Consider the following 23,695-nt stretch of genomic DNA (forward strand, 5'->3'; position numbering starts at 1 on the left):
GAGGCTGCGCGGGAGCATCCTCTCGCCGCCGCATCTCTGACTCCGCGCTCGCGGCAGACGTCCCCGAAAGGCTCGACACCCCATGGACCCGTTGACTCTCGTCATGCTGGCCGTTCTGGCCATGCTCATCTTCTTCATGTGGCGCAACTCGAAGAAGCGCAAGGAAGACCTCGCGAAGCTCCAGGAGTCGATGGTGCCGGGCGCGGAGGTCATGACGAACTTCGGGCTCTTCGGCACCCTCGTGTCGATCGACGAGGAGAACAACATCGCCGTCATCGAGACGAGCCCGGGCAACACCGTCAAGGTGCACCGCCAGACGCTCGCACGAGTCGTCGACGAGACCGAGGAGTCGACCGACGACGAGGTCGAGGCCGAGCAGGGGGTCGTCGCCGACGCCGACAGCACGCCAGACGCGCCCGGCACCGCGAAGAACGACTGACCCGAACTCCCGCGTCGCATGCGCACCGCCCCATCGGGCGGTTGCGAGCGTGCGGCCAGCAGAAATGAGTACTTGAGGTGGCACGAAGCACACCCGAGCGCAAAGCGCTGCGCTCCCTCGCCTGGCTGCTCGTCATCATCGTCGCCCTCATCGGCGGCAATGCGGCGAGCGTGCTGTGGGACGAGGGCTCCTGGACCCCGCGACTGGCCCTCGACCTCGAAGGAGGCACGCAGCTCACCCTGACGCCCCAGCTCTCCTCGGGCCAGAGCGTGTCGCAGGAGCAGCTCGACCAGGCGGTCGGCATCATCCGCCAGCGCGTCGATGCCGCGGGCGTCAGCGAGTCGGAGATCAACACCCAGGGCGGCCAGAACATCGTCGTGTCGATCCCCGGCACGCCCGACGAGGCGACTCTCGAGCGCATCCGTTCCTCGGCGAAACTCGAGTTCCGTGCCGTCCTCACGGCCGATCTCGCGTCCTCGAGCACGATCGGCGAAGAGGGCGCGGAGGTCGACCCGAGCGCCAGCCCCAGCCCGAGCGCTCCCTCGGACGAGCCGAGCGCCGCCCCGAGTCCGTCCGCCTCGCCGACCGACGCGAGCGACCCCAACTGGATCACTCCCGACGTGCAGGAGGCGTTCGACGAGTTCGACTGCGCGACGGTCTCCGACAGCGGCGCGAACGTCGCGCCGGAGGACGAGCCCCTCATCACGTGCGAGGCCGACTCCTCCCTGAAGTACATCCTCGGGCCGGTCGAGGTCACCGGTGCCCGAATCTCGGACGCGACCTCCGGGCTGATCCAGTCGGCGACGGGCGTGAGCACGAACGAGTGGGGTGTCTTCCTCGAGTTCGACGGCGAGGGCACCGCGCAGTTCCGCGAGGTCACGGAGCGGCTCGTCTCGCTGCAGGGAGTCCGCAACCAGTTCGCGATCGTCCTCGACGGTCAGGTCATCAGCGCCCCGCGCACCATCAGCGCGATCACCGACGGCCAGCCGCAGATCTCCGGCAACTTCACGCAGGAGAGCGCGGCGACGCTCGCCGATCAGTTGAAGTTCGGCGCCCTGCCGATCGGTTTCGAGCTGCAGTCGCAGGACCAGATCAGCGCAACTCTCGGCGTCTCGCAGCTGCAGAGCGGCATCATCGCCGGCCTCATCGGCCTCGTGCTCGTCGTTCTGTATTCGTTGCTGCAGTACCGCGCGCTCGGCGGCGTTGTCATCGCATCGCTCATCATCGCGGGCATCGTCACCTATCTGCTCATCACCTACCTCTCCAACCAGCAGGGCTACCGGCTCTCGCTCGCCGGTGTCGCGGGCCTCATCATCGCGGTCGGTGTGATCGCCGACTCGTTCATCGTGTACTTCGAGCGCGTTCGCGATGAGCTCCGAGACGGCCGCAGCGTGACGGGCGCGGTCGAGGCGGGCTGGCGGCGAGCGTTCCGCACGATCGTGATCTCCGACGTCATCAACGTCATCGCGGCGGTCGTGCTCTTCGTGCTCGCGATCGGCAACGTGCGCGGCTTCGCGTTCACGCTCGGTCTCACGACGGTCGTCGACCTCCTGGTCGTCGCGCTGTTCACGCACCCGATGATGCAGTTGCTCGGTCGCACGTCGTTCTTCTCCGGCGGGCACCGCCTCAGCGGACTCGACCCGAAGGCGCTCGGCGCGGTCTACCGCGGTCGCGCGCAGTTCCGCCCCTCGGCGGCGGTGACGGCGAGCAAGCGCGCCTCATCGAGTCGCGAGGCCCAGCGCCGCCAGACCATCGCCGAGCGAAAGGCCGCCGAGCAGAGCGGCGAGGGGAAGGACGCCCGATGAGCAACTTCACTGCGTTCGGCAACGATCTCTACACGGGCGCCCGCTCGTTCGACTTCGTAGGCCGCCGACGCACCTGGTACATCATCGCGGCCGTCGCCGTGATCATCGCGATCGGCCTCACGGCCCTGCGCGGCGGGTTCGTCTTCGGGATCGAGTTCCGCGGCGGCTCCGAGTTCCGGGTATCGCAGGTCGCGGAGGCGTCGGAGGACACCGCGGCGACGACCGAGACCGCCTCGGCGGCGGTCGGCGAGGTGGTGGCGGGCTCGAACCCCCGCGTGTCCGTCGTCGGCGGCGACTCTGTTCGCGTGCAGACCGAGCAGCTCACGCCCGAGGAGACGAACGACGTCGCCGAGCAGCTCGCTGAGGCCTTCGACGTCGAACCCGCGCAGATCAGCACGAGCTTCATCGGTGCCACCTGGGGCGGGGACATCACGCGCCAGGCGATCGTCGCGCTCGTTGTCTTCCTCGTGCTCGCGAGCCTTGTCATGGCGCTGTACTTCCGCACCTGGAAGATGGCTGTCGCGGCGATGGTGGCCCTCGTGCACGACCTCGTGATCACGGCGGGCATCTACGGCATCTTCGGCTTCGAGATCACGCCGGCGGCCGTCATCGGCTTCCTCACGATCCTCGGGTACTCGCTCTACGACACCGTCGTCGTCTTCGACAAGGTGCGTGAGAACACGGGGGAGGACGGTTTGGAGTCACGGCGCACCTTCGCCCAGTCGGTCAACCTCGCGGTCAACCAGACACTCGTGCGCTCGATCAACACCTCGATCGTCGCGACCCTCCCCGTGGCGTCGATCCTCCTCATCGGCGCGCTGCTCCTCGGTGCTGGCACCCTCTTCGACATCGCGCTCGCGCTCTTCGTGGGAACGATCGTCGGCACCTACTCCTCGATCTTCCTCGCCGCTCCGCTCTACGTGCACCTGCGGGAGAACGAGCCGGAGGTCAAGAAGCAGGGCGGCCGCGAGAAGCGCGTCGTGCCGGAGTCCGGCGCCGTCCGCTGAGCCGCGCCCGCGTAGAATCGGCACGGGGAGGCCGCCGATGACGGACACGACGCAGAACACCGCGACGCTCCGCGCACTCCTCCCCCGGATCTTCTCCCGCGCGCAGCCCGTCGGCGGGTTCGAAGGGCTCGTCAAGACGGTCAGAGCCCAGCATCCGAAAGCCGACATCGCGCTGCTCGAGCGCGCGTACCAGAAGGCCGAGCAGGCGCACCGCGGGCAGACTCGCAAGAGCGGCGAGCCCTACATCACTCATCCCGTCGCGGTCACGCAGATCCTTGCCGACCTCGGCATCGGAGTGAAGACGCTCGCCGCGTCTCTGCTTCACGACACGGTGGAGGACACCCCCTACACGCTCGATCAGCTGCGCGCCGATTTCGGCGATGAGATCGCGATGCTCGTCGACGGCGTGACCAAGCTCGACAAGGTCAAGTACGGCGACAGCGCGCAGGCCGAGACGGTGCGCAAGATGATCGTCGCGATGTCCAAAGACATCCGAGTGCTCATCATCAAGCTCGCCGACCGGCTGCACAATGCGCGCACCTGGGGCTTCGTGGAGAGCGACTCCGCTCGCCGGAAGGCGCAGGAGACCCTCGAGATCTACGCGCCGCTCGCGCACCGGCTCGGCATCTCGACGATCAAGTGGGAGCTGGAGGACCTCTCGTTCGCCGTGCTCCACCCGAAGATCTACGTAGAGATCGAGAGCCTGGTCAAGAATCGCACTCCCGAGCGCGAGGCGTTCGTGCAGCAGGTGATCGACGCCATCACGAGCGACCTGCGGCAGTCGAAGATCAAGTCGCAGATCATCGGGCGGCCGAAGCAGTACTACTCGATCTACCAGAAGATGGTGAACCGGGGGCGCGACTTCGAGGAGATCTACGACCTCACCGGAATCCGGATCCTGGTCAACTCCATCCGCGACTGCTACGCCGTCCTCGGTGCCGTGCACGCACGGTGGAACCCCATGCCCGGACGGTTCAAGGACTACATCGCGACGCCGAAGTTCAATCTCTACCAGTCGCTGCACACGACTGTCTTCGGCCCGGGCGGGCGCCCGGTCGAGATCCAGATCCGCACGCATGAGATGCACCAGCGCGCCGAGTTCGGCGTCGCCGCGCACTGGAAGTACAAGGAGCGCATGAACTCCGGCCGCGGCGCGGTCGAGCAGGGGCGCAGCGACACCGACATGGCGTGGCTCGCGCACATCTCCGACTGGCAGGCGGAGACGAGCGATCCCGGCGAGTTCCTTGACAACCTCCGTTACGAGATCGGCGCGAAGGAGGTCTACGTCTTCACGCCCCAGGGCAAGGTCATCGGCCTCCCTGCCGGCGCGACGCCCGTCGACTTCGCCTACGCCGTGCACACCGAGATCGGCCACCGCACGATGGGCGCGAAGGTGAACGGCCGTCTCGTGCCGCTCGAGAGCGTACTGAGCTCGGGCGACTCCGTCGAGGTGTTCACCTCCAAGAACCCCGACGCGGGGCCGAGCCAGGACTGGCTCAACTTCGTCACGAGCACGCGCGCGCGCTCGAAGATCCGGCAGTGGTTCACGAAGGAGCGCCGCGACGAGGCGATCGAGCAGGGCCGAGACGCCATCGCGCGGGCGATGCGCAAGCAGAACCTGCCGCTGCAGCGGCTCATGACGCAGGATTCCGTCGCCGAGGTCGCATCCCAGCTCCGATACGAGACGGTCGACGCGCTGTACGCCGCGGTCGGCGAGGGGCACGTCTCGACGCAATCGGTGCTCGAGAAGATCGTCGCGGGCCTCCACGTCGACGCGGAGAGCGACGACGAGCCGTTCGTCGTCCCAACCCGAGGTCGCACGCCCGTGCGCACGAGCGACTCGGGCGTCCTCGTCCGCGGCGCCCCTGACATCCTCGTCAAGCTCGCCAAGTGCTGCACGCCCGTTCCCGGCGACGAGATAGTGGGCTTCGTCACGCGTGGAACGGGAGTGAGCGTGCACCGCGGCGACTGCACCAACGTGCGGTCGCTGCTCGCCGAGCCCGATCGCATGATCGACGTCGAGTGGGCGCCGACCTCCAAGAGCCTCTTCCTCGTCCAGATCCAGGTCGAGGCCCTCGACCGCAGTGGTCTGCTGTCCGACGTCACTCGCGTGCTCTCCGAGCATCACGTGAACATCCTGTCGGCGAGCGTCAACACCTCCCGCGACCGGCTCGCCCTCAGCCGCTTCGTGTTCGAGATGGGCGACGTCACGCATCTCGATCGTGTGCTCAACGCCGTCAGACGCATCGACGCCGTGTACGACGTGTACCGCGTCAGTAACGGCTGACCGGGTCGGCGGAGGCGCTTCCTGGATCGAGCGCCTCCCGCGCGGCGCGGAGCCGCTGCCGCGCACGCCGTCGCCCCGCCGAGGCGGGTCGACGATCGAGAGCGGTCGAGACGACATCGTCGGTCATCCCCCCGACGGTGATGCCGGAGGCGAGCAGCGCGACGATGTCGGAGCGCTCGTCGAGCCGGGCGAGATCGATGAGAGTGCGTTCCGGGCTCGTGATCGACAGGCCCGCGATGAGCTGGATCTCGTCCGGCTCGATCGAGACCTCCCGCACGCTCAGGGATCGACGCAGCTCCGAGCCGATGCGGGCCCGGAGCGGGACGCAGAGCCGGAGGGCTCCGCACTCATGCGTCCACCCCCACACCCATGCTGCGCTGCGCCCCTCGAGGATCGTGCGAGCGGGGACGCGACACGCGAGGCTCGCCGCTCGTGCGGCTGGCGTGTCGGGGGAGTCGGTGACGAGGAACGCGTCACCGAGGGCCCCGAGCTCGCCGTCGAGCTGAGCTGCGCGCAGCTCGACGGAGGGCAGGTGGCGGTCATCGAGGACGAGAGGGAGGCGAGGAGTCATGCCGGGGAGCATGCGCCGCTCTCGCCCTCGGCGAGCCTCGCAGCCGGAGACCGGTGGAGAACGCCGCGAACCGCTCAGCCTGGGGACAACTCAGCGGTCGACGGCGGCGAGCCACGCCTTGCGCGCCTGAAGCGACTCCTCGAGCTCGGCGACCCGACCGGCATCCTTGCCGCTGCGCGCCTCAGCGAGCTCCGACTCGAGCGCGGCGATCGCGTCGTGCAGCTGGGCCGCGAGGCCCTGCGAGCGCGCCTTCTTCTCGGGGTCGTTCTTGTGCCAGTGCTCCTCCTCGAGCGCCTTGACAGCCTGCTCGATGCGGCGGAGGCGGTCCTCGACGACCTTGACCTGATCGCGCGGCACCTTGCCGATCGCATCCCACCGGCGCTGGATGTTCGTGAGCGTGTTGCGCGCGATGACCCGATCGGTCGCCTTCAGGAGCGGCTCCGCCTCGGTGAGAAGGGCGAGCTTGGCCTCGAGGTTCCCGGCGAACTCCTCGTTCTCCCGGGCGTCGACCTCGGCCTTCGCGGCGTAGAGGACATCGCCTGCGGCCTTGAACGACGCCCAGAGCGCATCGTCGACCTTCTTTCCGGCGCGGCCGGCGAGCTTCCACTCATCGAGAAGGCGCCGGTAGGCGGGGATGCCCGCCGTGCCCTGGCCCGCGAGCGCCTCCGCCTGCGCGACGAGCTGCTGCTTGCGGGTCTTCGCCTCCTTGTGCTCGGCGTCGAGACCGGCGAAGAACGCCCGTCGGTGGCTCTCGACCGTGCTCCGTGCCGTGCGGAAGCGCTTCCAGAGCTCGTCCGCCTCCTTCTTCGGCAGCCGAGGGCCGTTCTGCTGGTGGTCCTTCCACTGCGCGAACAGGTCGTCGAGCGTGGCGGACACCTGCTTCCACTGCAGCGTCGACGGGTCCTTCGCGGCGATGGCCTCGGCCGCGGTGACGATCGCGGTGCGCTGCTCGACGGCTGCGGCCACGGCCGCGCGCTGCTCGGCCTGCTGCTCCTCCGTGAGCTTCTCGACGGCGCCGCTGAGGGCGGCCAGTCTCGTGCGGAGAGCCTCGAGGTCGCCGACGGCGGCCGCATCCTCGAGGGTCTGGCTGAGGTGAGTGACGGTCTTGGCGACATCGGCAGCCGGTGCGCCGCCCTTCGCGCGCTGCTCGACGAGCCGGACCTGGCCCTCGAGCTCGGAGAACTTGCGCGTGAAGTAGGCCAGAGCCTCCTCTGCCGACCCGTCGGGATACTGACCCACGGCGCGCTCGACGCCCCGATCGGTCACGAACACGGTGCCGGTCTCATCGACCCGACCCCACACGGTCGTCTGCTCATTCACTGCCACGGTGCATCATCCTCATCGACTGCGTCCGACGGCCTCGGAGGTCGGACGGCTGTTCAGCATATTGCACCGGGCCGACCGGCCATCAGGCGGGCCGACGCGGGCCCGTGATCCTTACTCGATCGTGATCGAGGTGATCGTCGCGGGGGTCGCGGGGGGGCCATCCGCCGCCCCGCCTTCGACGCCGCCCGAGACGACGCCCTCCACGAGAGCGTCGAGGCCGCCGATGATCTCGCCGAGCACGGTGTAGCCGCCGGCCGCGTCCGAGGGAATCGTCGACTCTTCGTACACGATGAAGAACTGGCTGCCCATGCTCGAGCCGTCGCCGCCCTGGCGCGCCATCGCGAGCGTGCCCGCCGGGTAGACGTCGTCGGCCGGCGCGTTCTCGATCGGTCCGTAGCGGTAGTCGGGCCCGCCCGTGCCGTCGCCGGCGGGGTCGCCGCACTGGAGCACGAAGATCCCGTCGGTCGTGAGCCTGTGGCAGGTCAGGCCGTCGTAGAAGCCGTCCTGCGTGAGCTGCACGAACGAGGCGACCGCCTGCGGCGCCGCCATGCCGTCGAGCGTGAGCTCGAGCGGGATGCTCTCGTTGATGGTCATCGTGCCCGACCACTCGCGGAACTCGCTCACCTCGGTCGACGGCGGCTGCGCGCCCTCCGTGTCGGCGCTCGCGCTGGGGGAGGGTGACGCGCTCGCGACGGGCTCGGGAGCACCGGGCCCGGCCGAGAAGTACGCGATCTGGGCGATCGTGGCGACCGCCGCGACCACCACGAGGGCGATGACGGCGCCGACGTTGTCGCGCACGCGCCGAGCGGTCCGGGATTCGTGCAGGGTCTGCCGCGCCTGGTACCGGCGCAGGCGCTCGCGCGCCTCGCGCTCGCTCGTCGACGAACTGCGTGCCACGCGGGCCTCCTCGAGGTCGATTTCCGTGGGGAACTCTAGTCGAGCGCGACCCGCTCCCCGGAGGCCGTCGTCGGTGGGCGGCGCTAGTCTCCTTCGCATGGATGCTCGCCCCGGGCTCGGCTCTGCCGCCGTCCCCCTCGCGGTGCGCATGCGCCCGACGCGCCTCGACGAGGTCGCGGGGCAGTCGCACCTCCTCGGGGCCGGGTCACCGCTCGTGAGCCTCGCGCGCGACGACGGCCGAGGTCCGAGCGCCGTCTCCGTGATCCTCTGGGGCCCGCCCGGCACCGGGAAGACGACGCTCGCCCAGGCGATCGCCCGGCAATCGGGCCGTCGCTTCGTGGAGCTGTCTGCGATCACCGCCGGCGTGCGCGACGTTCGCGAGGTCATGGAGCGCGCCCTGGCCGACCGCGACCTCTACGGCTCCTCGACGGTGCTCTTCCTCGATGAGATCCACCGCTTCACCAAGGCCCAGCAGGACGCCCTGCTCCCCGGCGTCGAGAACGGGTGGGTCATCCTCATCGCCGCGACGACCGAGAACCCGTCCTTCTCGGTCATCGCACCGCTGCTTAGCCGCTCGCTCCTGCTGACCCTCGAGCAGCTCTCGGACGACGACCTCGGCACGCTCGTCGACCGCGCCGTCGCCGATCAGCGCGGGCTCAAGGGCGCGGTCGTGCTCGATCCGACGGCGCGCGAGGCGATCATCCGACTGGCCTCGGGGGACGCCCGTCGAGCCCTCACCGCGCTCGAGGCCGCCGCGCAGTCGGCCGCGATCGAGCGCGACTCGAGCGACGACGACACCGCGGCGGAGCATCCCGTCATCACAGCGGAGATCGTCGCCGCGGCCGTCGACCGGGCCCTCCTGCGGTACGACAAGAACGGCGACGAGCACTACGACGTCATCAGCGCCTTCATCAAGTCGATCCGCGGCAGCGACCCCGACGCCGCGCTGCACTACCTCGCGCGCATGATCGAGGCGGGGGAGGATCCGCGCTTCATCGCCCGCCGCGTCATCATCTCGGCCTCGGAGGACATCGGGCTCGCCGACCCCCAGGCGCTGCCGATCGCTGTCGCCGCCGCTCAGGCGGTCCAGCTCATCGGCATGCCGGAGGGTCGCATCCCTCTCGCCGAAGCGGTCGTCTACCTCGCGACCGCGCCGAAGTCGAACGCCGCGTACCGAGGCATCGACGAGGCGATCGCGGATGTCCGATCCGGCCGAATCGGACGCGTGCCGAAGCCCTTGCGCGACGCCCACTATCCCGGCGCGAAGCGCCTCGGCCACGGAAAGGGCTACGTCTACCCGCACGACGAGCCCGTCGGGGTCGTCGAGCAGCAGCATCTGCCCGACCCGCTCGTCAGCACCGAGTACTACCGGCCGACCGAGCGGGGGCACGAGCGCGAGATCTCGGCGCGACTGGAGAAGCTGCGCGCGATCGTGCGCGGGCGCCGCGGCTCGGGCGGCTGAGCCCTCGTCTGCTAGGCTCTACCGGCCCGTCAGATATGGGCACACCCTCCCTCGCAGTCTCCACCGGAACGTCTCGACGTACGTCCGGAACGGACGGAGAGGTGTACGTCCGTGAGCCGTGAGAGTCGCGGCCACGAGCATGGAAGGAAATCGTGTCCACCAAGTCACGTACCCGCAGCAAGACCCGCCTCTCCCGAGCGCTCGGCATCGCCCTCACCCCGAAGGCCGCCAAGTACCTCGAGAAGCGCCCCTACGCTCCGGGCGAGCACGGCCGCACCAAGCGCAAGGCGGACAGCGACTACGCCGTCCGCCTGCGTGAGAAGCAACGCCTCCGCGCGCAGTACGGCATCCGCGAGGCCCAGCTCCGCATCATCTTCCAGGAGGCCCGCCGCACGGCAGGACTGACCGGTGAGAACCTCGTCGAGCTGCTCGAGATGCGTCTCGACGCTCTCGTCGTGCGCGCCGGCTTCGCCCGCACGACCGCGCAGGCCCGTCAGATGGTCGTGCACCGCCACATCCTCGTCGACGGCAAGATCGTCGACCGCCCGTCCTTCCGCGTGAAGCCCGAGCAGCTCATCCACGTCAAGCCCAAGAGCGAGTCGATGGAGCCCTTCCAGGTCGCCGCGGCCGGCGGTCACGTCGACGTGCTCCCGAAGGTCCCGGCATACCTGGACGTCGAGCTCGACAAGCTGCAGGCCCGCCTCGTGCGACGCCCCAAGCGCGCCGAGGTCCCCGTGACCTGCGAGGTCCAGCTTGTCGTCGAGTACTACGCGGCTCGATAGAACCGTTCGCTCTCACGAGAGCAGAGGAACGGGGGTCCGGCGCATGCCGGGCCCCCGTTCGGCGTTCCGGCACCGGCGCTAAGGTGGAAGCACGTCCGGCACCCCGGGCATCGCCGCCGCCGCAGTTGAGGGAGACCCCCATGAGAAACGCCGTCTGGCTCGTCATCGGCATCACCATCGGATTCTTCGCAGCGCACCGGGTCGAGAAGTCGCCCCAGGGCCGTCAGTTCCTCGACGACGTCGACGCGAAGGCCCGCGGCTTCGGTGAGGCCGTTCTCGACGGCTACCGGCAGCGCGAAGCCGAGCTCCGCGCGGCCGTCGCCGAGGCAGAGGCGACGATCGCCGACCTCACCGAGCGCCGCTCCTAGACCCGCGCCGGGCATCCGCGCCCCCGAGATCGGGGCCGACGACCGTGCCCGCCGCTTCGACGCACCACTGATCACAGGACTCCTCGAACCTCCATGCAGACCGCCGACATCCAGCGCCGGTGGCTCGACTTCTTCGGAACTCGCGGCCACACCGTCGTCCCCTCCGCATCCCTCGTCAGCGACGACCCGACGCTGCTGTTCACGGTCGCGGGCATGGTGCCGTTCGTCCCGTACCTCACCGGTGTCGTCCCCGCGCCGTACCCCCGCGCGACGAGCGTGCAGAAGTGCATCCGCACGAACGACATCGAGGAGGTCGGCAAGACCCCCCGTCACGGCACGTTCTTCCAGATGAACGGCAACTTCTCGTTCGGCGACTACTTCAAGGAGGGGGCGATCGGCTACGCCTGGGAGCTCCTGACGACCTCGCAGGGCGACGGCGGACTCGGCTTCGACGAGAAGGACCTCTGGGTCACAGTCTACAAGGACGACGACGAGGCGATCGCGCTATGGAAGAAGATCGCGGGCCTGCCGGAGGGTCGCATCCAGCGCCTCGACATGGACACCAACTACTGGTCGACCGGCCAGCCGGGCCCAGCCGGCCCGTGCTCGGAGATCTTTTTCGACCGCGGCCCCGCCTACGGCGCCGACGGCGGTCCGGCGACCGACGACGACCGGTACGTCGAGATCTGGAATCTCGTCTTCATGCAGTACCTCCGCGGCGAGGGCACGGGGAAGAACGACTTCGAGATCCTCGGCGAGCTGCCGGACAAGAACATCGACACCGGCATGGGCATGGAGCGAGTCGCATTCCTCACCCAGGACGTCGAGAACATGTACGAGATCGACCAGGTCAGGCCCGTCCTCGATGCCGCGTCCGCGATGTCCGGTCGCCGCTACGGCGCCGATCACGATGACGATGTGCGGATGCGCGTGATCGCCGACCACGTGCGCTCGAGCCTCATGCTCATGACCGACGGCGTCGCACCCGGCAACGAGGGCCGGGGGTACATCCTGCGCCGCCTGCTGCGGCGGAGCATCCGCGCCATGCGCCTCCTGGGCGTCGACGCGCCGAGCTTCGACGTGCTCTTCGCCGCCTCGCGCGACGCGATGAGCTCCGCCTACCCGGAGATCACCGAGCACTACGACCGCGTCTCGCGCCTCGCCCTCGGTGAGGAGGAGGCCTTCCTCCGCACGCTCGCGGCGGGCACGACGATCCTCGACCTCGCCGTCGCGCAGACGACCGTGACGGGCGGTCGCACCCTTCCGGGCGACACCGTCTTCCAGCTCCACGACACCTTCGGGTTCCCGCTCGACCTCACGCTCGAGATGGCGCAGGAGAACGGCCTCACGGTCGATCGGGCCGAATTCGATCGGCTCATGACCGAGCAGCGCACGCGCGCGAAGCTCGACGCGAAGTCGAAGAAGGGCGCGCTGGCCGACCTCAGCGTGTACGGTGCGTTCCGCGCCGCGGGCGAGACCGAGTTCCTCGGCTACGACGCCCTCGAGACCGAGACCACCGTCCTCGGACTCCTCGTCGACGGCCGGAGCGTGCCCGTCGCGCAGGCGGGCGACATCGCCGAGGTCATCCTCGCCGAGACGACGCTATATGCCGAGTCGGGCGGCCAGGACAGCGACGAGGGGGCGATCGTCGGCAACGGCTTCGACCTCGAGGTGCTCGACGTGCAGAAGCCCGTGAAGGGCCTCATCAGCCACACCGTTCAGGTGCGCGCGGGGGAGGTGCACGTCGGCGATGCCGCGCGCACCCAGGTCGACCCCGTCTACCGGCGCTCCGCGACGCAGGCGCACTCGGCGACTCACGTCATCCACGCCGCCCTGCGTCAGACGCTCGGGCACGACGCGCACCAGTCCGGCTCGTACAACAAGGCCGGCTACATGCGCCTCGACTTCAGCTGGAACCAGGCGCTCAGCCCCGCGACGCGCAGCGAGATCGAGGAGATCAGCAATCTCGCCGTGCGCGACAACCTGCCCGTTGACACCCGCATCATGGGGCTCGACGAGGCGAAGTCCCTCGGCGCGATGGCCCTGTTCGGCGAGAAGTACGGCGACACAGTGCGCGTCGTCGACATCGGCGGCCCGTGGTCGCGCGAGCTGTGCGCGGGAACCCACGTTGGCTCGTCTGCTGAGATCGGCCTGATCAGCGTCGTGAGCGAGTCGTCGGTGGGCTCGACCAACCGTCGGGTCGAGGCGCTCGTTGGCCTCGAGGCGTTCCGCGAGCTCGCCGCCGAGCGCGCGCTCGTGCAGCAGCTCACGAGCAGCCTCAAGACCCCGCGCGACCAGCTCGCCGACCGCATCGCCGACCTCAGCGCGCAGCTCAAGGCCGCCGAGAAGAAGGTCGCCCGGTTCGAGGCGAGCCGCCTCAGCGAGCGCGTCCCCTTTCTCGCGCAATCGGCCACGACCGTCGGCGACTTCACGGTCGTCGCCGAGCATCTCGGCGCGCTCGGCTCGGCTGACGACGTCCGCTCGCTCGCGACGAGTGTGCGCGAGCGGCTCGCGGCGCAGCCCGCCGTCGTCGTGCTCGCGGCGGAGGTGGGGGGCAAGGCGACCGTCATCGTCGCGACCACGCCCGCCGCTCGGGACGCCGGTGCGAAGGCCGGCGCCCTCGCGCGCACCGCCTCCGGTGTGCTCGGTGGCGGAGGCGGCGGCAAGGACGACCTCGCTCAGGGCGGCGGCCCCGACCCGACCGCGATCCCGGCCGCGCTCGATGCCGTGCTGCGCGAGCTCCTCGACTGATCGTGCGAACGGGGGTGCGCCTCGGCGTCGACGTCGGGAAGGCGCGAGTGGGCGTCGCGCGAAGCGATCACCACGGGGTCCTTGCGACGCCGATCGAGACGCTCGCGCGCCGCGACGGCGTCGTGGAGGGAATCCGCCGCCTCGTCCAGGAGCACGAGGCGATCGAGATCGTCGTCGGCCTCCCGCTGTCGCTCAGCGGAGCGGACACGGCGTCGACTGAGGACTCGCGCCACGTCGCGGCGCAGCTCGCGACCGAGATGCCCGACATCCCCGTACGACTCGTCGACGAACGCCTCACGACCGTCACGGCCGCACGAGCGCTCCGCGATTCGGGCAGGAACGCGAAGAGCTCGCGGTCCGTCGTCGACCAGGTCGCCGCTGTTATCCTGCTCCAGCACGCGCTCGACCACGAGAAGTCGCGGGGCGAGGCTCCCGGCGTCATCGTGGATCCCGACGGAGGTACCCCCGCACCGTGACGAACAACGACGACGACACCTGGGCAGAGATCTTCGCCACCCAGCCGGATCCCCATCGCCCACGCGACCGCTCGGGTAGCGCGCCCGAACCCGACGCCGCCGCCTCGCGCCGCGCCAGACGATCCGGCTTCGATCGTCCTGCACGACGCCGCGGCGGACGCGCTCCCGTCGTGATCGGCGTGATCGCACTCCTGCTCGGCCTCGGTGCCGGTGCCGCATGGTTCGCGTGGACGAACTTCGAGCCGCAGATCCGAGAGGTGCTCGGCATCGAGCTGCCCAACGACTACGAGGGCGACGGCAATGGCGAAGAGGTCCTCGTCACGATCGTGCCGGGCGACATCGGCGAGGACGTCGCGCTCACCCTCCAGCAATCGGGCGTCACGATGAGCTTCAGCGCCTTCTACGACCTCCTGCTCGCCGACTCGTCGCTGTCGTTCCAGCCGGGCACGTACGCGCTCCAGGGCGAGATGTCGGCGCGCGCGGCGCTCGACGCTCTCCTCGACCCGGCCAACCGCGTCGAGAGCCGCGTCACCATTCCCGAGGGCACGGTGCTGAGCGACACGCTCGAGCTCCTCGCGCTCGGAACCGACCTGCCCATCGAGGACTTCCAGGCGGCCATCGCCGACCCGACGCGCTACGGGGTTCCCGCCGAGGCCCCCTCGATCGAGGGCTACCTCTTCCCCGCCACGTACACCTTCGAGCCGGGCACGACCGCCGAGCAGGTCATCGAGCGCCTCGCGTCCGAGATGATCTCGCGCCTGGACGCGCTCGGCGTGGCTCCGGAGGACCGCTACCGCGTGCTCACGCTCGCCTCGCTCGTGCAGCGCGAGGCCGGCAGCGACCTGGAGGACTTCGGGCGGGTCGCGCGCGTGTTCGTCAACCGCATCGACGAGGGGATGCTCCTCCAGAGCGATGCGACCGTCCACTACGGCACCGGGAAGTTCGACTCCGTCTTCACGACCGATGCCGAGCGAGGCGACGCCTCGAACCCCTACAACACGTACGCGAATCCCGGTCTGCCGGTCGGCCCGATCGGACTGCCTGGGCAGGTGGCCATCGAGGCCGCCGTCGCTCCGCCCGAGGGCGAGTGGCTCTACTTCGTGACCGTGAACCTCGCCACCGGCGAGACCGTGTTCTCCGAGACGCTCGCGCAGCATGAGGCCGGCGTGCGGCAGCTGCAGGAGTGGTGCAACGCCTCGGAGGAGAACCGCACCGTGTACTGCGGCTGACCATGAGCATCCGCCGTCTCGCGGTCGTCGGCTCGCCGATCGCGCACTCGCTGTCGCCGACTCTGCACGCCGCCGCCTACGTCGCGCTCGGCCTGGACTGGGTCTACGAGCGTCACGAGGTGCGCGAGCACGAGCTGCGCGCCTTCGTCGATGGTCTCGACCGCTCCTGGCGCGGACTGTCGGCGACGATGCCACTCAAGGAGGAGCTCCTCCGCCTCGCCGATGACTCCGATCGGACGGTGGCGCTGACAGGCGCGGCGAACACCCTCCTGCTCGCCGACGATGGCCGGCGAGTGGTGCGCAACACCGACGTGGCCGGGGTGGAGCGGGCACTGAGGGACGCGGGCCTCGACCGCGCCGATCACGCAGTGCTCGCGGGGGCGGGCGCGACAGCGCGATCCGTGCTCGTCGCGCTCGACGGCCTCGGACTGCGCTCGGTCATCGTCGCCGTCAGGGACAGCACGCGCACGGCAGGCCTGGTCGCGCTCGCCGACGAGCTGCTGCTCGAGGTCGATCTCGTCTCGCTCGACGACCTCGCCGACGTCGTCGACGGCGCGGACGTCGTTGCCTGGACGCTTCCGAACGGAGTCGAGCTCGATCGCGAGATCCCGGCGGATGCCCGGCGCGCGTCCGTCGCGCTCGACGTGACCTACCACCCGTGGCCAGGACCGCTCGCGGCACAGTGGCTCGCGGTCGGCGGCCGCGTCGCCTCCGGGCGAGACATGCTGCTGCACCAGGCCGTTCGGCAGGTGCGGTTCTTCGTCTCCGGTCAGACCGATCAGCCGCTCGACCGTGAGGCGGAGGTCGAGGCCGCCATGGCGGCCGCGCTCGCGTGACCGAACCCCATCCGCTGCGTGGGAGGATGGAGCCATGCTGCGCTGGTTGACCGCCGGAGAATCCCACGGACCCGAGCTCATCGCCGTCATCGAGGGCATGCCCGCCGACGTCCCGGTGACGCGTGAGGCCATTCAGGCCGACCTTCAGCGCCGCAAGCTCGGCTACGGCCGCGGCGCGCGCATGAAGTTCGAGCAGGACGAGCTCTCGATCTCCGGCGGCGTGCGCCACGGGCGCACGATGGGGAGCCCTGTCGCGCTCCGCATCGGCAACACGGAATGGCCCAAGTGGACGACCGTCATGAGTCCCGACCCCGTCGACCCCGCCGAGCTCTCCGGCGGGCGCGGCGCGCCGCTCACCCGGCCGCGCCCCGGTCACGCGGACCTCGTCGGGATGCAGAAGTACGGCTTCGACGAGGCGCGTCCCGTCCTCGAGCGCGCGAGCGCTCGCGAGACCGCGGCGCGCGTCGCGCTCGGCGCCGTCGCCCGGGCCTTCCTCGGCGAGCTCGGCATCCGGCTCGTGAGCCACACCCTCTCGATCGGCCCCGTACGCGTCCCGGAGGATGCGCCGCTGCCGCGCCCCGACGACGTCGAGCGCCTGGACGCCGACCCGTTGCGCTGCCTCCACGCCGAGACGAGTGAGCGGATGGTCGCGGAGGTGGATGACGCGCACAAGACCGGAGACACGCTCGGCGGCGTCGTCGAGGTGCTCGCCTACGGTATCCCGCCGGGGCTCGGCTCTTACGTGCACTCGGATCGCCGTCTCGACGCCAAGCTCGCCGCCGCGCTCATGGGCATCCAGGCGATCAAGGGCGTCGAGGTCGGTGACGGCTTCGAGACGACCCGCCGCCGCGGATCGGCCGCGCACGACGAGCTCGTCGTCGACGACGGGGTCATCGAGCGCGTGAGCGACCGCGCGGGCGGCACCGAGGGCGGGATGTCGACGGGCACCGTCCTGCGCGTCCGGGCCGGGATGAAGCCCATCGCGACGGTGCCCCACGCGCTGCGTACGATCGACGTCGCGACGGGCGACGCCGCTCCCGCCCACCACCAGCGCTCGGACGTGTGCGCCGTCCCCGCCGCGGGCGTCGTCGCCGAGGCCATGGTCGCGCTCGTGGTCGCCGAGGCGATGCTCGAGAAGTTCGGCGGCGACTCGGTCGCCGAGACGCGCCGCAACCTCGAGGGCTACCTCGCCGCGATGCCCGCGAACCTCGCGACCGCGGTAAGCACGGGTGAGTGAGCACGAGTGAGTGAGATCGACGGCGGGGCCTCCGGCACGCCCGCCGTCGTCCTCATCGGTCCGCCGGCCGCCGGGAAGTCGCGCGTCGGCCGGCGCGTCGCGCGCATTCTCGATCTGCCCGTGATCGACACCGACAAGGTCGTCGCCGCTGAGCACGGTCCCATCCCCGAGATCTTCGCCTTTCACGGCGAGCCGCACTTCCGCGCTCTCGAGCGGGCCGCCGTGGCCGACGCGCTTCGGCATCGGGCCGTCGTGTCGCTCGGGGGAGGAGCGGTGCTCGACCCCGAGACGCAGCAGCAACTCGCCGGAATGCCCGTGGTGCTCCTGACCGCGAGCGCCGACGCCGTCGCCGAGCGGCTCGAGAAGGGCGCACGCCCACTGAGCGCGAGCGTCGACGCCTGGGTGGCGCTCGTCGCGCAGCGGCGACCGGTCTACGAGCGGCTCGCCGCCGCGGTCTGGGACACCTCCGCCCGCCCCATCGACCGCATCGCCGCCGAGATCGCCGAATGGGCGACCGACCGCGAGGCCCCCGCCAGCCCCACCGAAGGAGACCGCGCATGAGCGACTCGACCGCCCCGACCGTCATCGAGGTCACGGGCGCCGACCCCTACGCGATCACCGTCGGCCGCGGCCTGATCGCGTCGATCGACGCTCACCTGCCGCCGACCGTCGCGAAGATGCTCGTCGTGCACGCTCCTCCGCTCGCGCCCGTCGCCGAGCGCCTGCGCGAGCAGCTCGCCGGTCGCATCGAGGTCCTGCTCGCCGAGGTCCCCGATGCCGAGGGCGCCAAGCGCGTCGAGGTCGCCGCCTTCTGCTGGCAGATCATGGGCCAGACCGACTTCACGAGAACGGATGCCGTGCTCGGGCTCGGCGGCGGCGCGACGACCGACCTCGCCGGGTTCGTCGCCGCCACCTGGCTGCGCGGCATCCCGCTCATCCAGGTCCCGACGACCGTGCTCGGCATGGTCGACGCCGCGGTCGGCGGAAAGACCGGCATCAACACCGCCGAGGGCAAGAACCTCGTTGGCGCCTTCTACGCGCCGAAGGCGGTCATCGTCGACCTCGACCTGCTCGACGGGCTCCCGCAGAACGAGATCCTCGCCGGATTCGCCGAGGTCGTGAAGGCCGGCTTCATCGCCGATCCCGTCATCCTCGATCTGCTCGAGGCCGACGTCACGATCGCGACCGACCCGACGACGCCCGTGTTCCGCGAGCTCATCGAGCGCAGCATCCGCGTCAAGGCGCACGTCGTGAGCGACGACTTCACCGAGCAGGGCCTGCGCGAGATCCTCAACTATGGCCACACGCTCGGCCACGCGATCGAGCACGCCGAGCGCTACCGCTGGCGCCATGGGGCCGCGATCTCGATCGGCATGGTTTTCGCCGCCGAGCTCTCGCACCTCGCCGGCTCCCTCCCGGCCGATGCGGTCGACCGCACCCGCCGCATCCTCGCCTCGCTCACCCTGCCGACCGGGTACCCGCTCGGGCGCTGGAAGACGCTGCTCGCGACCATGCAGCGCGACAAGAAGGCGCGCGCCGGCATGCTGCGATTCATCATCCTCGACGGCATCGGGCGGCCGCGCGTGCTCAACGGCACCGACGAGTCGATGCTCTTCGCCGCCTACCAGGAGGTGGGGGAGTGACCTCCGTCTGCGGGCGCGAATGCCTCGCTACAGTGAGCGCATGACCGACTCCGCCCCCCGCCCCGGTCGCGTGCTCGTGCTCAACGGCCCGAACCTCAACCGGCTCGGCACGCGCGAGCCCGACGTGTACGGGACAGGAACCCTCGACGACCTGCGCGCCGAGCTCGCGACGGCCGCGCCCGCTGGGGTCGTGCTCGAGCTGCGCCAGACGAACGACGAGGCCGAGCTCATCGCCTGGCTGCACGAGGCGGTCGACACCGGCAGCGCCGTCATCCTCAACCCCGCCGCCTTCACGCACTACTCGTACGCCCTGCGCGATGCCGCCGCGCTGGTGACCACGGTGGGGCTGACGCTCATCGAGGTGCACCTGTCGAACCCGCACTCCCGCGAGGAGTTCCGGCACACGAGCGTGATCTCGGGGATCGCGACGGGCGTCATCGCCGGCTTCGGCTTCGGGTCGTACCGTCTCGCGCTCGCCCGCATCACCGGCGCCCTCTAGCTCTCGACTAGACTTCCACGTCGGCGTGCACCCACGTCGAGACCAGCACGGAAACGGATACCCCAACGCTCATGGCCACGACGAACGACATCAAGAACGGCAGCGTTCTCAGCATCGACGGGCAGCTCTGGAACGTGGTCGAGTTCCAGCACGTCAAGCCGGGCAAGGGCGGTGCGTTCGTGCGCACCAAGATCCGCAACGTGCGCTCGGGCAAGCTCGTGGACAAGACGTTCAACGCCGGTCTCAAGATCGACTTCGCGACCGTCGACCGCGGCGACTACCAGTACCTGTACCAGGACGGCGCCGACTTCGTGTTCATGGACACCACCGACTACGACCAGGTGACCGTGCCTGCCGCGGTCGTCGGCGACGCCAAGAACTTCATGCTCGAGAACCAGATGGTCACGATCGCGATGCACGAGGGCGAGGCGCTCTACGTCGAGCTCCCCGCCTCGGTCGTGCTCGAGGTGACCTACACCGAGCCGGGCCTCCAGGGCGACCGCTCGACCGGCGGCACCAAACCCGCGACCGTCGAGACCGGCTATGAGATCCAGGTGCCGCTCTTCCTCGAGACCGGCACCAGGGTCAAGGTCGACACGCGCTCCGGGGACTACCTCGGCCGCGTCACCGAGTAGGTGGGCGCCCGCACGAAGGCCCGCAAGCGGGCCCTCGACATGCTCTTCATCGCCGACGTGCGGCAGTCCGTGCTCGACGAGATCCTCCGCGAGGAGGGCGAGCGCGCCGCCGCGCAGCCGCAACGCTCCTCGAGCTGGCCGTACGCGCACGACATCGTCCGCGGCGTCGCCGACAACGCGGGCGCGATCGACCGGCTGATCGAGTCGCACGCCGTCGGCTGGAGCCTCGCCCGCATGCCCGCTGTTGACCGCGCCATCCTCCGCGTCGCGGTGTGGGAGCTCGTCCACAACCCCGACGTTCCCGCCGCCGTCGCGATCGACGAGGCTGTCGAGTTCGCGACCGTCCTCTCGACCGACGAGTCCTCGGGCTTCGTCAACGGCGTGCTCGGCGCGATCGCCGACGACCTGCACCGCTCCGCCCCGTAGAAGCCGCGCCGCCCTCGGCTCGATCCCTCTGGGAGATGCCGCGGGTGGGCGCACGATCCAATATGACGACATGTGTCGTCGCGTTTCGTCGCGTTGCGCGGACTTTTGGCACTGCTCCAATCGTTCCGTACCGTCGGAGCATGACCTCGAACGCGACGGCTCCGACGCAGACGACCTCGGCGCTGCCGGTGTCGCTCAATGGCGTCGGGCGCGCCTTCCCCGGGGCTCCCCGCGAACTCGAGCGCCTCGTCCTCCGCGACGTGGAGCTCAAGATCGCCCCGGGCGAGATCGTCGCCCTGCTCGGCCCCTCAGGGTGCGGCAAGTCGACGCTCCTGCGTCAGATCTCGGGCCTCGATCGCCCGACCTCCGGTAGCCTGACGATCGACGGCACGCGCATCGCAGCCGCCGATCAGCGCTGCGCTGTCGCCTTCCAGGAGCCGCGTCTCCTGCCGTGGCGCACAGTGGCCCGCAACATCGAGCTCGGCCTCCCGCGCGGCACCGACCGCGCCGCGGGGCGTGTGCGCGTCGGAGAGTTGCTCGAACTCGTGCAGCTGACCCACGCGGCCGACCTCAAGCCGCGCCAGATCTCCGGCGGGATGGCCCAGCGCGTATCTCTTGCACGCGCCCTCGCTCGCGGGCCGGGCGTGCTCCTGCTCGACGAGCCGTTCGGCGCCCTCGACGCTCTCACGCGGCTGACGATGCAGGACCTCCTCGTTGACATCCACCGCGCCGAGCCGGCCACGATCGTGCTCGTCACGCACGACGTCGACGAGGCTCTCGCCCTCGCCGACCGGATCGTGCTGCTCGGCACGAGATTCGACCGCCCCGGCGCGACCATCAGCCGCATCCTGGAGGTGCCGGGGACGCGCCCGCGCGACCGCGCCTCGACCGTCCTCGCCCGCCTCCGCGCTCAGCTGCTGGACGCCCTCGGGGTTCCGAGCCACCACGGCCGCTAGACCGCTCCACCAGCACGACCGCCACCGCACCATCTCCACCCCACTACAGCCGGTCGCTCCGACCGACAACCGAAAGGCACCACGATGACCTCCCGCCCCCGTCTGACCCTGCTCACCGCGACGCTCGCCGCGGCGGCCATGGCCATGACCGGCTGCGTCGCGGGAGAGGGCGCCGCCGCTCCTGAGCCCACCGACGGCGCCGAGTGGTCGTCGACCGACCTCACGCTCGACTTCGCCACCTACAACCCGCTCAGCCTGATCATCAAGGAGCAGGGCTGGCTGGAGGATGAGCTCGGCGACGACGTCACCGTCACCTGGGTGCAGTCGGCCGGCTCGAACAAGGCCAACGAGGCGCTTCGTGCCGGGGCGATCGACGTCGGCTCGACGGCCGGCTCGGCCGCGCTCCTCGCGCGCTCCAACGGCAGCCCCATCCAGGTGATCGACATCTACACGCAGCCCAACTGGGCCGCGATCCTCGTCCCGACCGGCTCCGACATCGACTCCGTGGAGGACCTCAAGGGCCGCACGGTCGCCGCGACCAAGGGCACCGATCCCTACTTCTTCCTCCTCCAGGCGCTGCAGGAGGCCGGGCTCTCGCTCTCCGACATCAACCTGCAGAACCTGCAGCACGCCGACGGCAAGACGGCCCTCGAGACGGGCGCCGTCGAGGCGTGGTCGGGCCTCGACCCGCTGCTGTCGACGTCGGTCGCGAACGGCGCCGCGGAGATCATCTACGACAACGTCGACTTCAACTCGTACGGCTTCCTCAACGCCACCGAGGACTTCATCGAGAACCACCCCGACCTCGCGCAGCTCGTCGTGAACGCATACGAGAAGGCTCGTGCGTGGGCCCTGGAGAATCCGGAGGAGACCGCGGCCATCCTCGCCGAAGTTGCGGGCATCGACATCGCGGTCGCCGAGGCCACGATCGAGCGCACCGTCATCGACATCGACAATGTGCCGGGAGATGCGCAGCGCGACGTGCTCGAGATCATCGGCCCGATCTTCGTCGAGAGCGGCGACGTGCCCGGCCAGGAGCAGATCGACGCAGCGCTCGACTCGCTCTTCAACGACGAGTTCGCCACGGCAGCCGACCCGGATGAGGTCGGCTGAGCATGAGTTTCGACGAGCGCGGCGGCGCTCCGGTCCTGCGCCCCTCCGACACCACGGAGGGGCGCAGTCCCGCGTCGCGGAACGGTCGGAGGGACCCGTCGACGGTCGAGCGGTCCGGCCGCGGACGACGGCGGCTCACCGGCAGCACCGTGCTTCTCGGCGCCGTCGTTCCCGCGCTTCTGCTGACGATCTGGCTCGTCGCGTCGGAGGCGACGCAGATTCCCGACTACCTCCTGCCCTCACCGGCGCAGGTCGTCGGCGCGGGCGTCGAGCTCGCGAACCAGGGGCTGCTGGGCACGTACATCCTGATCTCGCTCCAGCGCGTGCTCACCGGTTTCGCCATCGGCGCCGCCATCGGCCTCGTGCTCGGTGCCGTCGTCGGGCTGTCGGACGTCGGGTCGAAGCTGCTCTCGCCCATCCTCGGCGCCATTCGCGCGGTGCCCTCGCTCGCCTGGGTGCCCCTGCTCACGATCTACCTCGGCATCTACGAGGTCCCCAAGATCACGCTCATCGCTATCGGCGCGGCGTTCCCGGTGTTCACCACCGTGGCCGGCGCCCTCCGGCACGTCGACCCCCAGCTCGTCGAGGCCGGGAGGGCGTTCGGGCTCGGCCGACTGCCGCTGCTGACGACGGTCCAGCTGCCCGCCGTCGTGCCCGCGGTGGTCTCGGGGCTCCGCCTCGCTCTCGCGCAGGCCTGGCTGTTCCTCGTCGCCGCCGAGCTCATCGCGTCCTCGATGGGTCTCGGGTTCCTGCTGGTCGACTCGCAGAACAACGGCAGAACGGATCGCCTGTTCCTCGCGATCCTCCTGCTCGGCGTCCTCGGCAAGGCCACCGACGCCCTCGTCGGCGTGGGGGAGAGAGCCCTGCTCAAGCGCTGGAGCTGACCCGCTAGACTGACTTCGTTCGACGTCCTTTAAGCACCGTCCTGTGAGGCGGGGAAGGAGGTCAGA

23 protein-coding genes are annotated in these 23,695 nt (G+C 70.1%); 20 read left to right on the forward strand and 3 right to left on the reverse strand.

Features of this window, described 5'->3' with window-relative positions; all coding sequences use genetic code 11:
* Positions 1-82: 82 nt before the first annotated feature.
* The 4 genes from yajC (at position 83) to FHX53_RS03165 (ending at position 5,538) form a co-directional block, all read left to right on the forward strand.
* Positions 83-439: a preprotein translocase subunit YajC gene (gene yajC / locus FHX53_RS03150; RefSeq protein ID WP_182489869.1), complete on the forward strand. Its 357-nt coding sequence runs from the start codon at positions 83-85 to the stop codon at positions 437-439.
* A 77-nt stretch (positions 440-516) separates the two neighbouring features.
* Positions 517-2,244, forward strand: a complete 1,728-nt coding sequence (gene secD / locus FHX53_RS03155; protein ID WP_182489870.1) for a protein translocase subunit SecD — start codon at positions 517-519, stop codon at positions 2,242-2,244.
* A complete protein-coding gene (secF, locus tag FHX53_RS03160; RefSeq protein ID WP_182489871.1) occupies positions 2,241-3,251 on the forward strand; it encodes a protein translocase subunit SecF in 1,011 nt (336 codons plus the stop codon). Before secD ends, secF begins: the two co-directional genes overlap by 4 nt.
* A 37-nt stretch (positions 3,252-3,288) precedes the next feature.
* Positions 3,289-5,538, forward strand: a complete 2,250-nt coding sequence (locus FHX53_RS03165; protein WP_182489872.1) for a RelA/SpoT family protein — start codon at positions 3,289-3,291, stop codon at positions 5,536-5,538.
* On the opposite strand, the gene FHX53_RS03170 is transcribed toward FHX53_RS03165, so the two are convergent.
* From FHX53_RS03170 to FHX53_RS03180, 3 genes are all read right to left on the reverse strand, one after another.
* Positions 5,525-6,109: a hypothetical protein gene (locus tag FHX53_RS03170; RefSeq protein WP_182489873.1), complete on the reverse strand. Its 585-nt coding sequence runs from the start codon at positions 6,107-6,109 to the stop codon at positions 5,525-5,527. The genes FHX53_RS03165 and FHX53_RS03170 overlap by 14 nt on opposite strands.
* A gap of 90 nt (positions 6,110-6,199) precedes the next feature.
* The gene (locus FHX53_RS03175; RefSeq protein WP_182489874.1) at positions 6,200-7,435 is read right to left on the reverse strand and encodes a DUF349 domain-containing protein; all 1,236 of its coding nucleotides are present in this window, start codon (positions 7,433-7,435) and stop codon (positions 6,200-6,202) included.
* A gap of 111 nt (positions 7,436-7,546) precedes the next feature.
* Positions 7,547-8,332 (reverse strand): peptidylprolyl isomerase, encoded by a 786-nt coding sequence (locus tag FHX53_RS03180; RefSeq protein WP_343050776.1) that lies wholly within the window; start codon positions 8,330-8,332, stop codon positions 7,547-7,549.
* A 97-nt stretch (positions 8,333-8,429) separates the two neighbouring features.
* Between FHX53_RS03180 and FHX53_RS03185 the strand changes: the two genes are divergently transcribed.
* From FHX53_RS03185 to FHX53_RS03260, 16 genes are all read left to right on the forward strand, one after another.
* Positions 8,430-9,794 carry a replication-associated recombination protein A gene (locus FHX53_RS03185; RefSeq protein ID WP_182489876.1) on the forward strand — a complete coding sequence of 455 codons (1,365 nt, stop codon included), beginning with the start codon at positions 8,430-8,432 and terminating at the stop codon, positions 9,792-9,794.
* A gap of 152 nt (positions 9,795-9,946) precedes the next feature.
* On the forward strand, positions 9,947-10,576 hold the full coding sequence (gene rpsD, locus FHX53_RS03190; RefSeq protein WP_182489877.1) for a 30S ribosomal protein S4: 630 nt from the start codon (positions 9,947-9,949) through the stop codon (positions 10,574-10,576).
* Positions 10,577-10,716: 140 nt separating this feature from the next.
* Entirely contained in the window at positions 10,717-10,944 is a 228-nt protein-coding gene (locus tag FHX53_RS03195; protein WP_182489878.1) for a hypothetical protein, read from the forward strand.
* 93 nt (positions 10,945-11,037) lie between these two features.
* Positions 11,038-13,695, forward strand: coding sequence for an alanine--tRNA ligase (alaS, locus tag FHX53_RS03200; protein ID WP_182489879.1), 2,658 nt, complete (start codon positions 11,038-11,040; stop codon positions 13,693-13,695).
* A 2-nt stretch (positions 13,696-13,697) separates the two neighbouring features.
* A complete protein-coding gene (gene ruvX, locus FHX53_RS03205; protein WP_182489880.1) occupies positions 13,698-14,171 on the forward strand; it encodes a Holliday junction resolvase RuvX in 474 nt (157 codons plus the stop codon).
* The gene (gene mltG / locus FHX53_RS03210; RefSeq protein WP_182489881.1) at positions 14,168-15,400 is read left to right on the forward strand and encodes an endolytic transglycosylase MltG; all 1,233 of its coding nucleotides are present in this window, start codon (positions 14,168-14,170) and stop codon (positions 15,398-15,400) included. The genes ruvX and mltG overlap by 4 nt, the downstream gene beginning before the upstream one ends.
* A 2-nt stretch (positions 15,401-15,402) precedes the next feature.
* Complete coding sequence (locus FHX53_RS03215) at positions 15,403-16,236, forward strand: shikimate dehydrogenase (RefSeq protein WP_182489882.1); 834 nt, start codon at positions 15,403-15,405, stop codon at positions 16,234-16,236.
* Positions 16,237-16,270: 34 nt separating this feature from the next.
* Positions 16,271-17,473: a chorismate synthase gene (aroC, locus tag FHX53_RS03220; protein WP_182489883.1), complete on the forward strand. Its 1,203-nt coding sequence runs from the start codon at positions 16,271-16,273 to the stop codon at positions 17,471-17,473.
* A 6-nt stretch (positions 17,474-17,479) separates the two neighbouring features.
* Positions 17,480-18,034 carry a shikimate kinase gene (locus tag FHX53_RS03225; protein ID WP_343050778.1) on the forward strand — a complete coding sequence of 185 codons (555 nt, stop codon included), beginning with the start codon at positions 17,480-17,482 and terminating at the stop codon, positions 18,032-18,034.
* A complete protein-coding gene (aroB, locus tag FHX53_RS03230) occupies positions 18,031-19,116 on the forward strand; it encodes a 3-dehydroquinate synthase (RefSeq protein WP_182489884.1) in 1,086 nt (361 codons plus the stop codon). Before FHX53_RS03225 ends, aroB begins: the two co-directional genes overlap by 4 nt.
* 40 nt (positions 19,117-19,156) lie before the next feature.
* Positions 19,157-19,615, forward strand: a complete 459-nt coding sequence (locus FHX53_RS03235; RefSeq protein ID WP_182489885.1) for a type II 3-dehydroquinate dehydratase — start codon at positions 19,157-19,159, stop codon at positions 19,613-19,615.
* Positions 19,616-19,686: 71 nt separating this feature from the next.
* Positions 19,687-20,250 carry an elongation factor P gene (gene efp, locus FHX53_RS03240; protein ID WP_182489886.1) on the forward strand — a complete coding sequence of 188 codons (564 nt, stop codon included), beginning with the start codon at positions 19,687-19,689 and terminating at the stop codon, positions 20,248-20,250.
* Positions 20,251-20,676: a transcription antitermination factor NusB gene (gene nusB, locus FHX53_RS03245; protein ID WP_182489887.1), complete on the forward strand. Its 426-nt coding sequence runs from the start codon at positions 20,251-20,253 to the stop codon at positions 20,674-20,676.
* 140 nt (positions 20,677-20,816) lie between these two features.
* The gene (locus FHX53_RS03250) at positions 20,817-21,632 is read left to right on the forward strand and encodes an ABC transporter ATP-binding protein (protein ID WP_182489888.1); all 816 of its coding nucleotides are present in this window, start codon (positions 20,817-20,819) and stop codon (positions 21,630-21,632) included.
* An 84-nt stretch (positions 21,633-21,716) separates the two neighbouring features.
* The gene (locus tag FHX53_RS03255) at positions 21,717-22,745 is read left to right on the forward strand and encodes an aliphatic sulfonate ABC transporter substrate-binding protein (RefSeq protein WP_182489889.1); all 1,029 of its coding nucleotides are present in this window, start codon (positions 21,717-21,719) and stop codon (positions 22,743-22,745) included.
* 2 nt (positions 22,746-22,747) lie between these two features.
* Positions 22,748-23,629, forward strand: a complete 882-nt coding sequence (locus FHX53_RS03260; RefSeq protein ID WP_182489890.1) for an ABC transporter permease — start codon at positions 22,748-22,750, stop codon at positions 23,627-23,629.
* The last annotated feature ends 66 nt before the right edge of the window (positions 23,630-23,695 follow it).

The sequence above is a fragment of the Microcella alkalica genome (assembly GCF_014137945.1).
GTDB classification, from domain to species: Bacteria; Actinomycetota; Actinomycetes; order Actinomycetales; family Microbacteriaceae; genus Microcella; species Microcella alkalica.

Bases quoted from the DNA above. Each gene is read 5' to 3' on its own strand.
- yajC (WP_182489869.1), top strand. From the start codon at position 83: ATGGACCCGTTGACTCTCGTCATGCTGGCCGTTCTGGCCATGCTCATC.
- secF (WP_182489871.1), top strand. From the start codon at position 2,241: ATGAGCAACTTCACTGCGTTCGGCAACGATCTCTACACGGGCGCCCGC.
- FHX53_RS03165 (WP_182489872.1), top strand. From the start codon at position 3,289: ATGACGGACACGACGCAGAACACCGCGACGCTCCGCGCACTCCTCCCC.
- FHX53_RS03170 (WP_182489873.1), bottom strand. From the start codon at position 6,109: ATGACTCCTCGCCTCCCTCTCGTCCTCGATGACCGCCACCTGCCCTCC.
- FHX53_RS03185 (WP_182489876.1), top strand. From the start codon at position 8,430: ATGGATGCTCGCCCCGGGCTCGGCTCTGCCGCCGTCCCCCTCGCGGTG.
- FHX53_RS03195 (WP_182489878.1), top strand. From the start codon at position 10,717: ATGAGAAACGCCGTCTGGCTCGTCATCGGCATCACCATCGGATTCTTC.
- alaS (WP_182489879.1), top strand. From the start codon at position 11,038: ATGCAGACCGCCGACATCCAGCGCCGGTGGCTCGACTTCTTCGGAACT.
- FHX53_RS03215 (WP_182489882.1), top strand. From the start codon at position 15,403: ATGAGCATCCGCCGTCTCGCGGTCGTCGGCTCGCCGATCGCGCACTCG.
- aroC (WP_182489883.1), top strand. From the start codon at position 16,271: ATGCTGCGCTGGTTGACCGCCGGAGAATCCCACGGACCCGAGCTCATC.
- aroB (WP_182489884.1), top strand. From the start codon at position 18,031: ATGAGCGACTCGACCGCCCCGACCGTCATCGAGGTCACGGGCGCCGAC.
- FHX53_RS03235 (WP_182489885.1), top strand. From the start codon at position 19,157: ATGACCGACTCCGCCCCCCGCCCCGGTCGCGTGCTCGTGCTCAACGGC.
- efp (WP_182489886.1), top strand. From the start codon at position 19,687: ATGGCCACGACGAACGACATCAAGAACGGCAGCGTTCTCAGCATCGAC.
- FHX53_RS03250 (WP_182489888.1), top strand. From the start codon at position 20,817: ATGACCTCGAACGCGACGGCTCCGACGCAGACGACCTCGGCGCTGCCG.
- FHX53_RS03255 (WP_182489889.1), top strand. From the start codon at position 21,717: ATGACCTCCCGCCCCCGTCTGACCCTGCTCACCGCGACGCTCGCCGCG.
- FHX53_RS03260 (WP_182489890.1), top strand. From the start codon at position 22,748: ATGAGTTTCGACGAGCGCGGCGGCGCTCCGGTCCTGCGCCCCTCCGAC.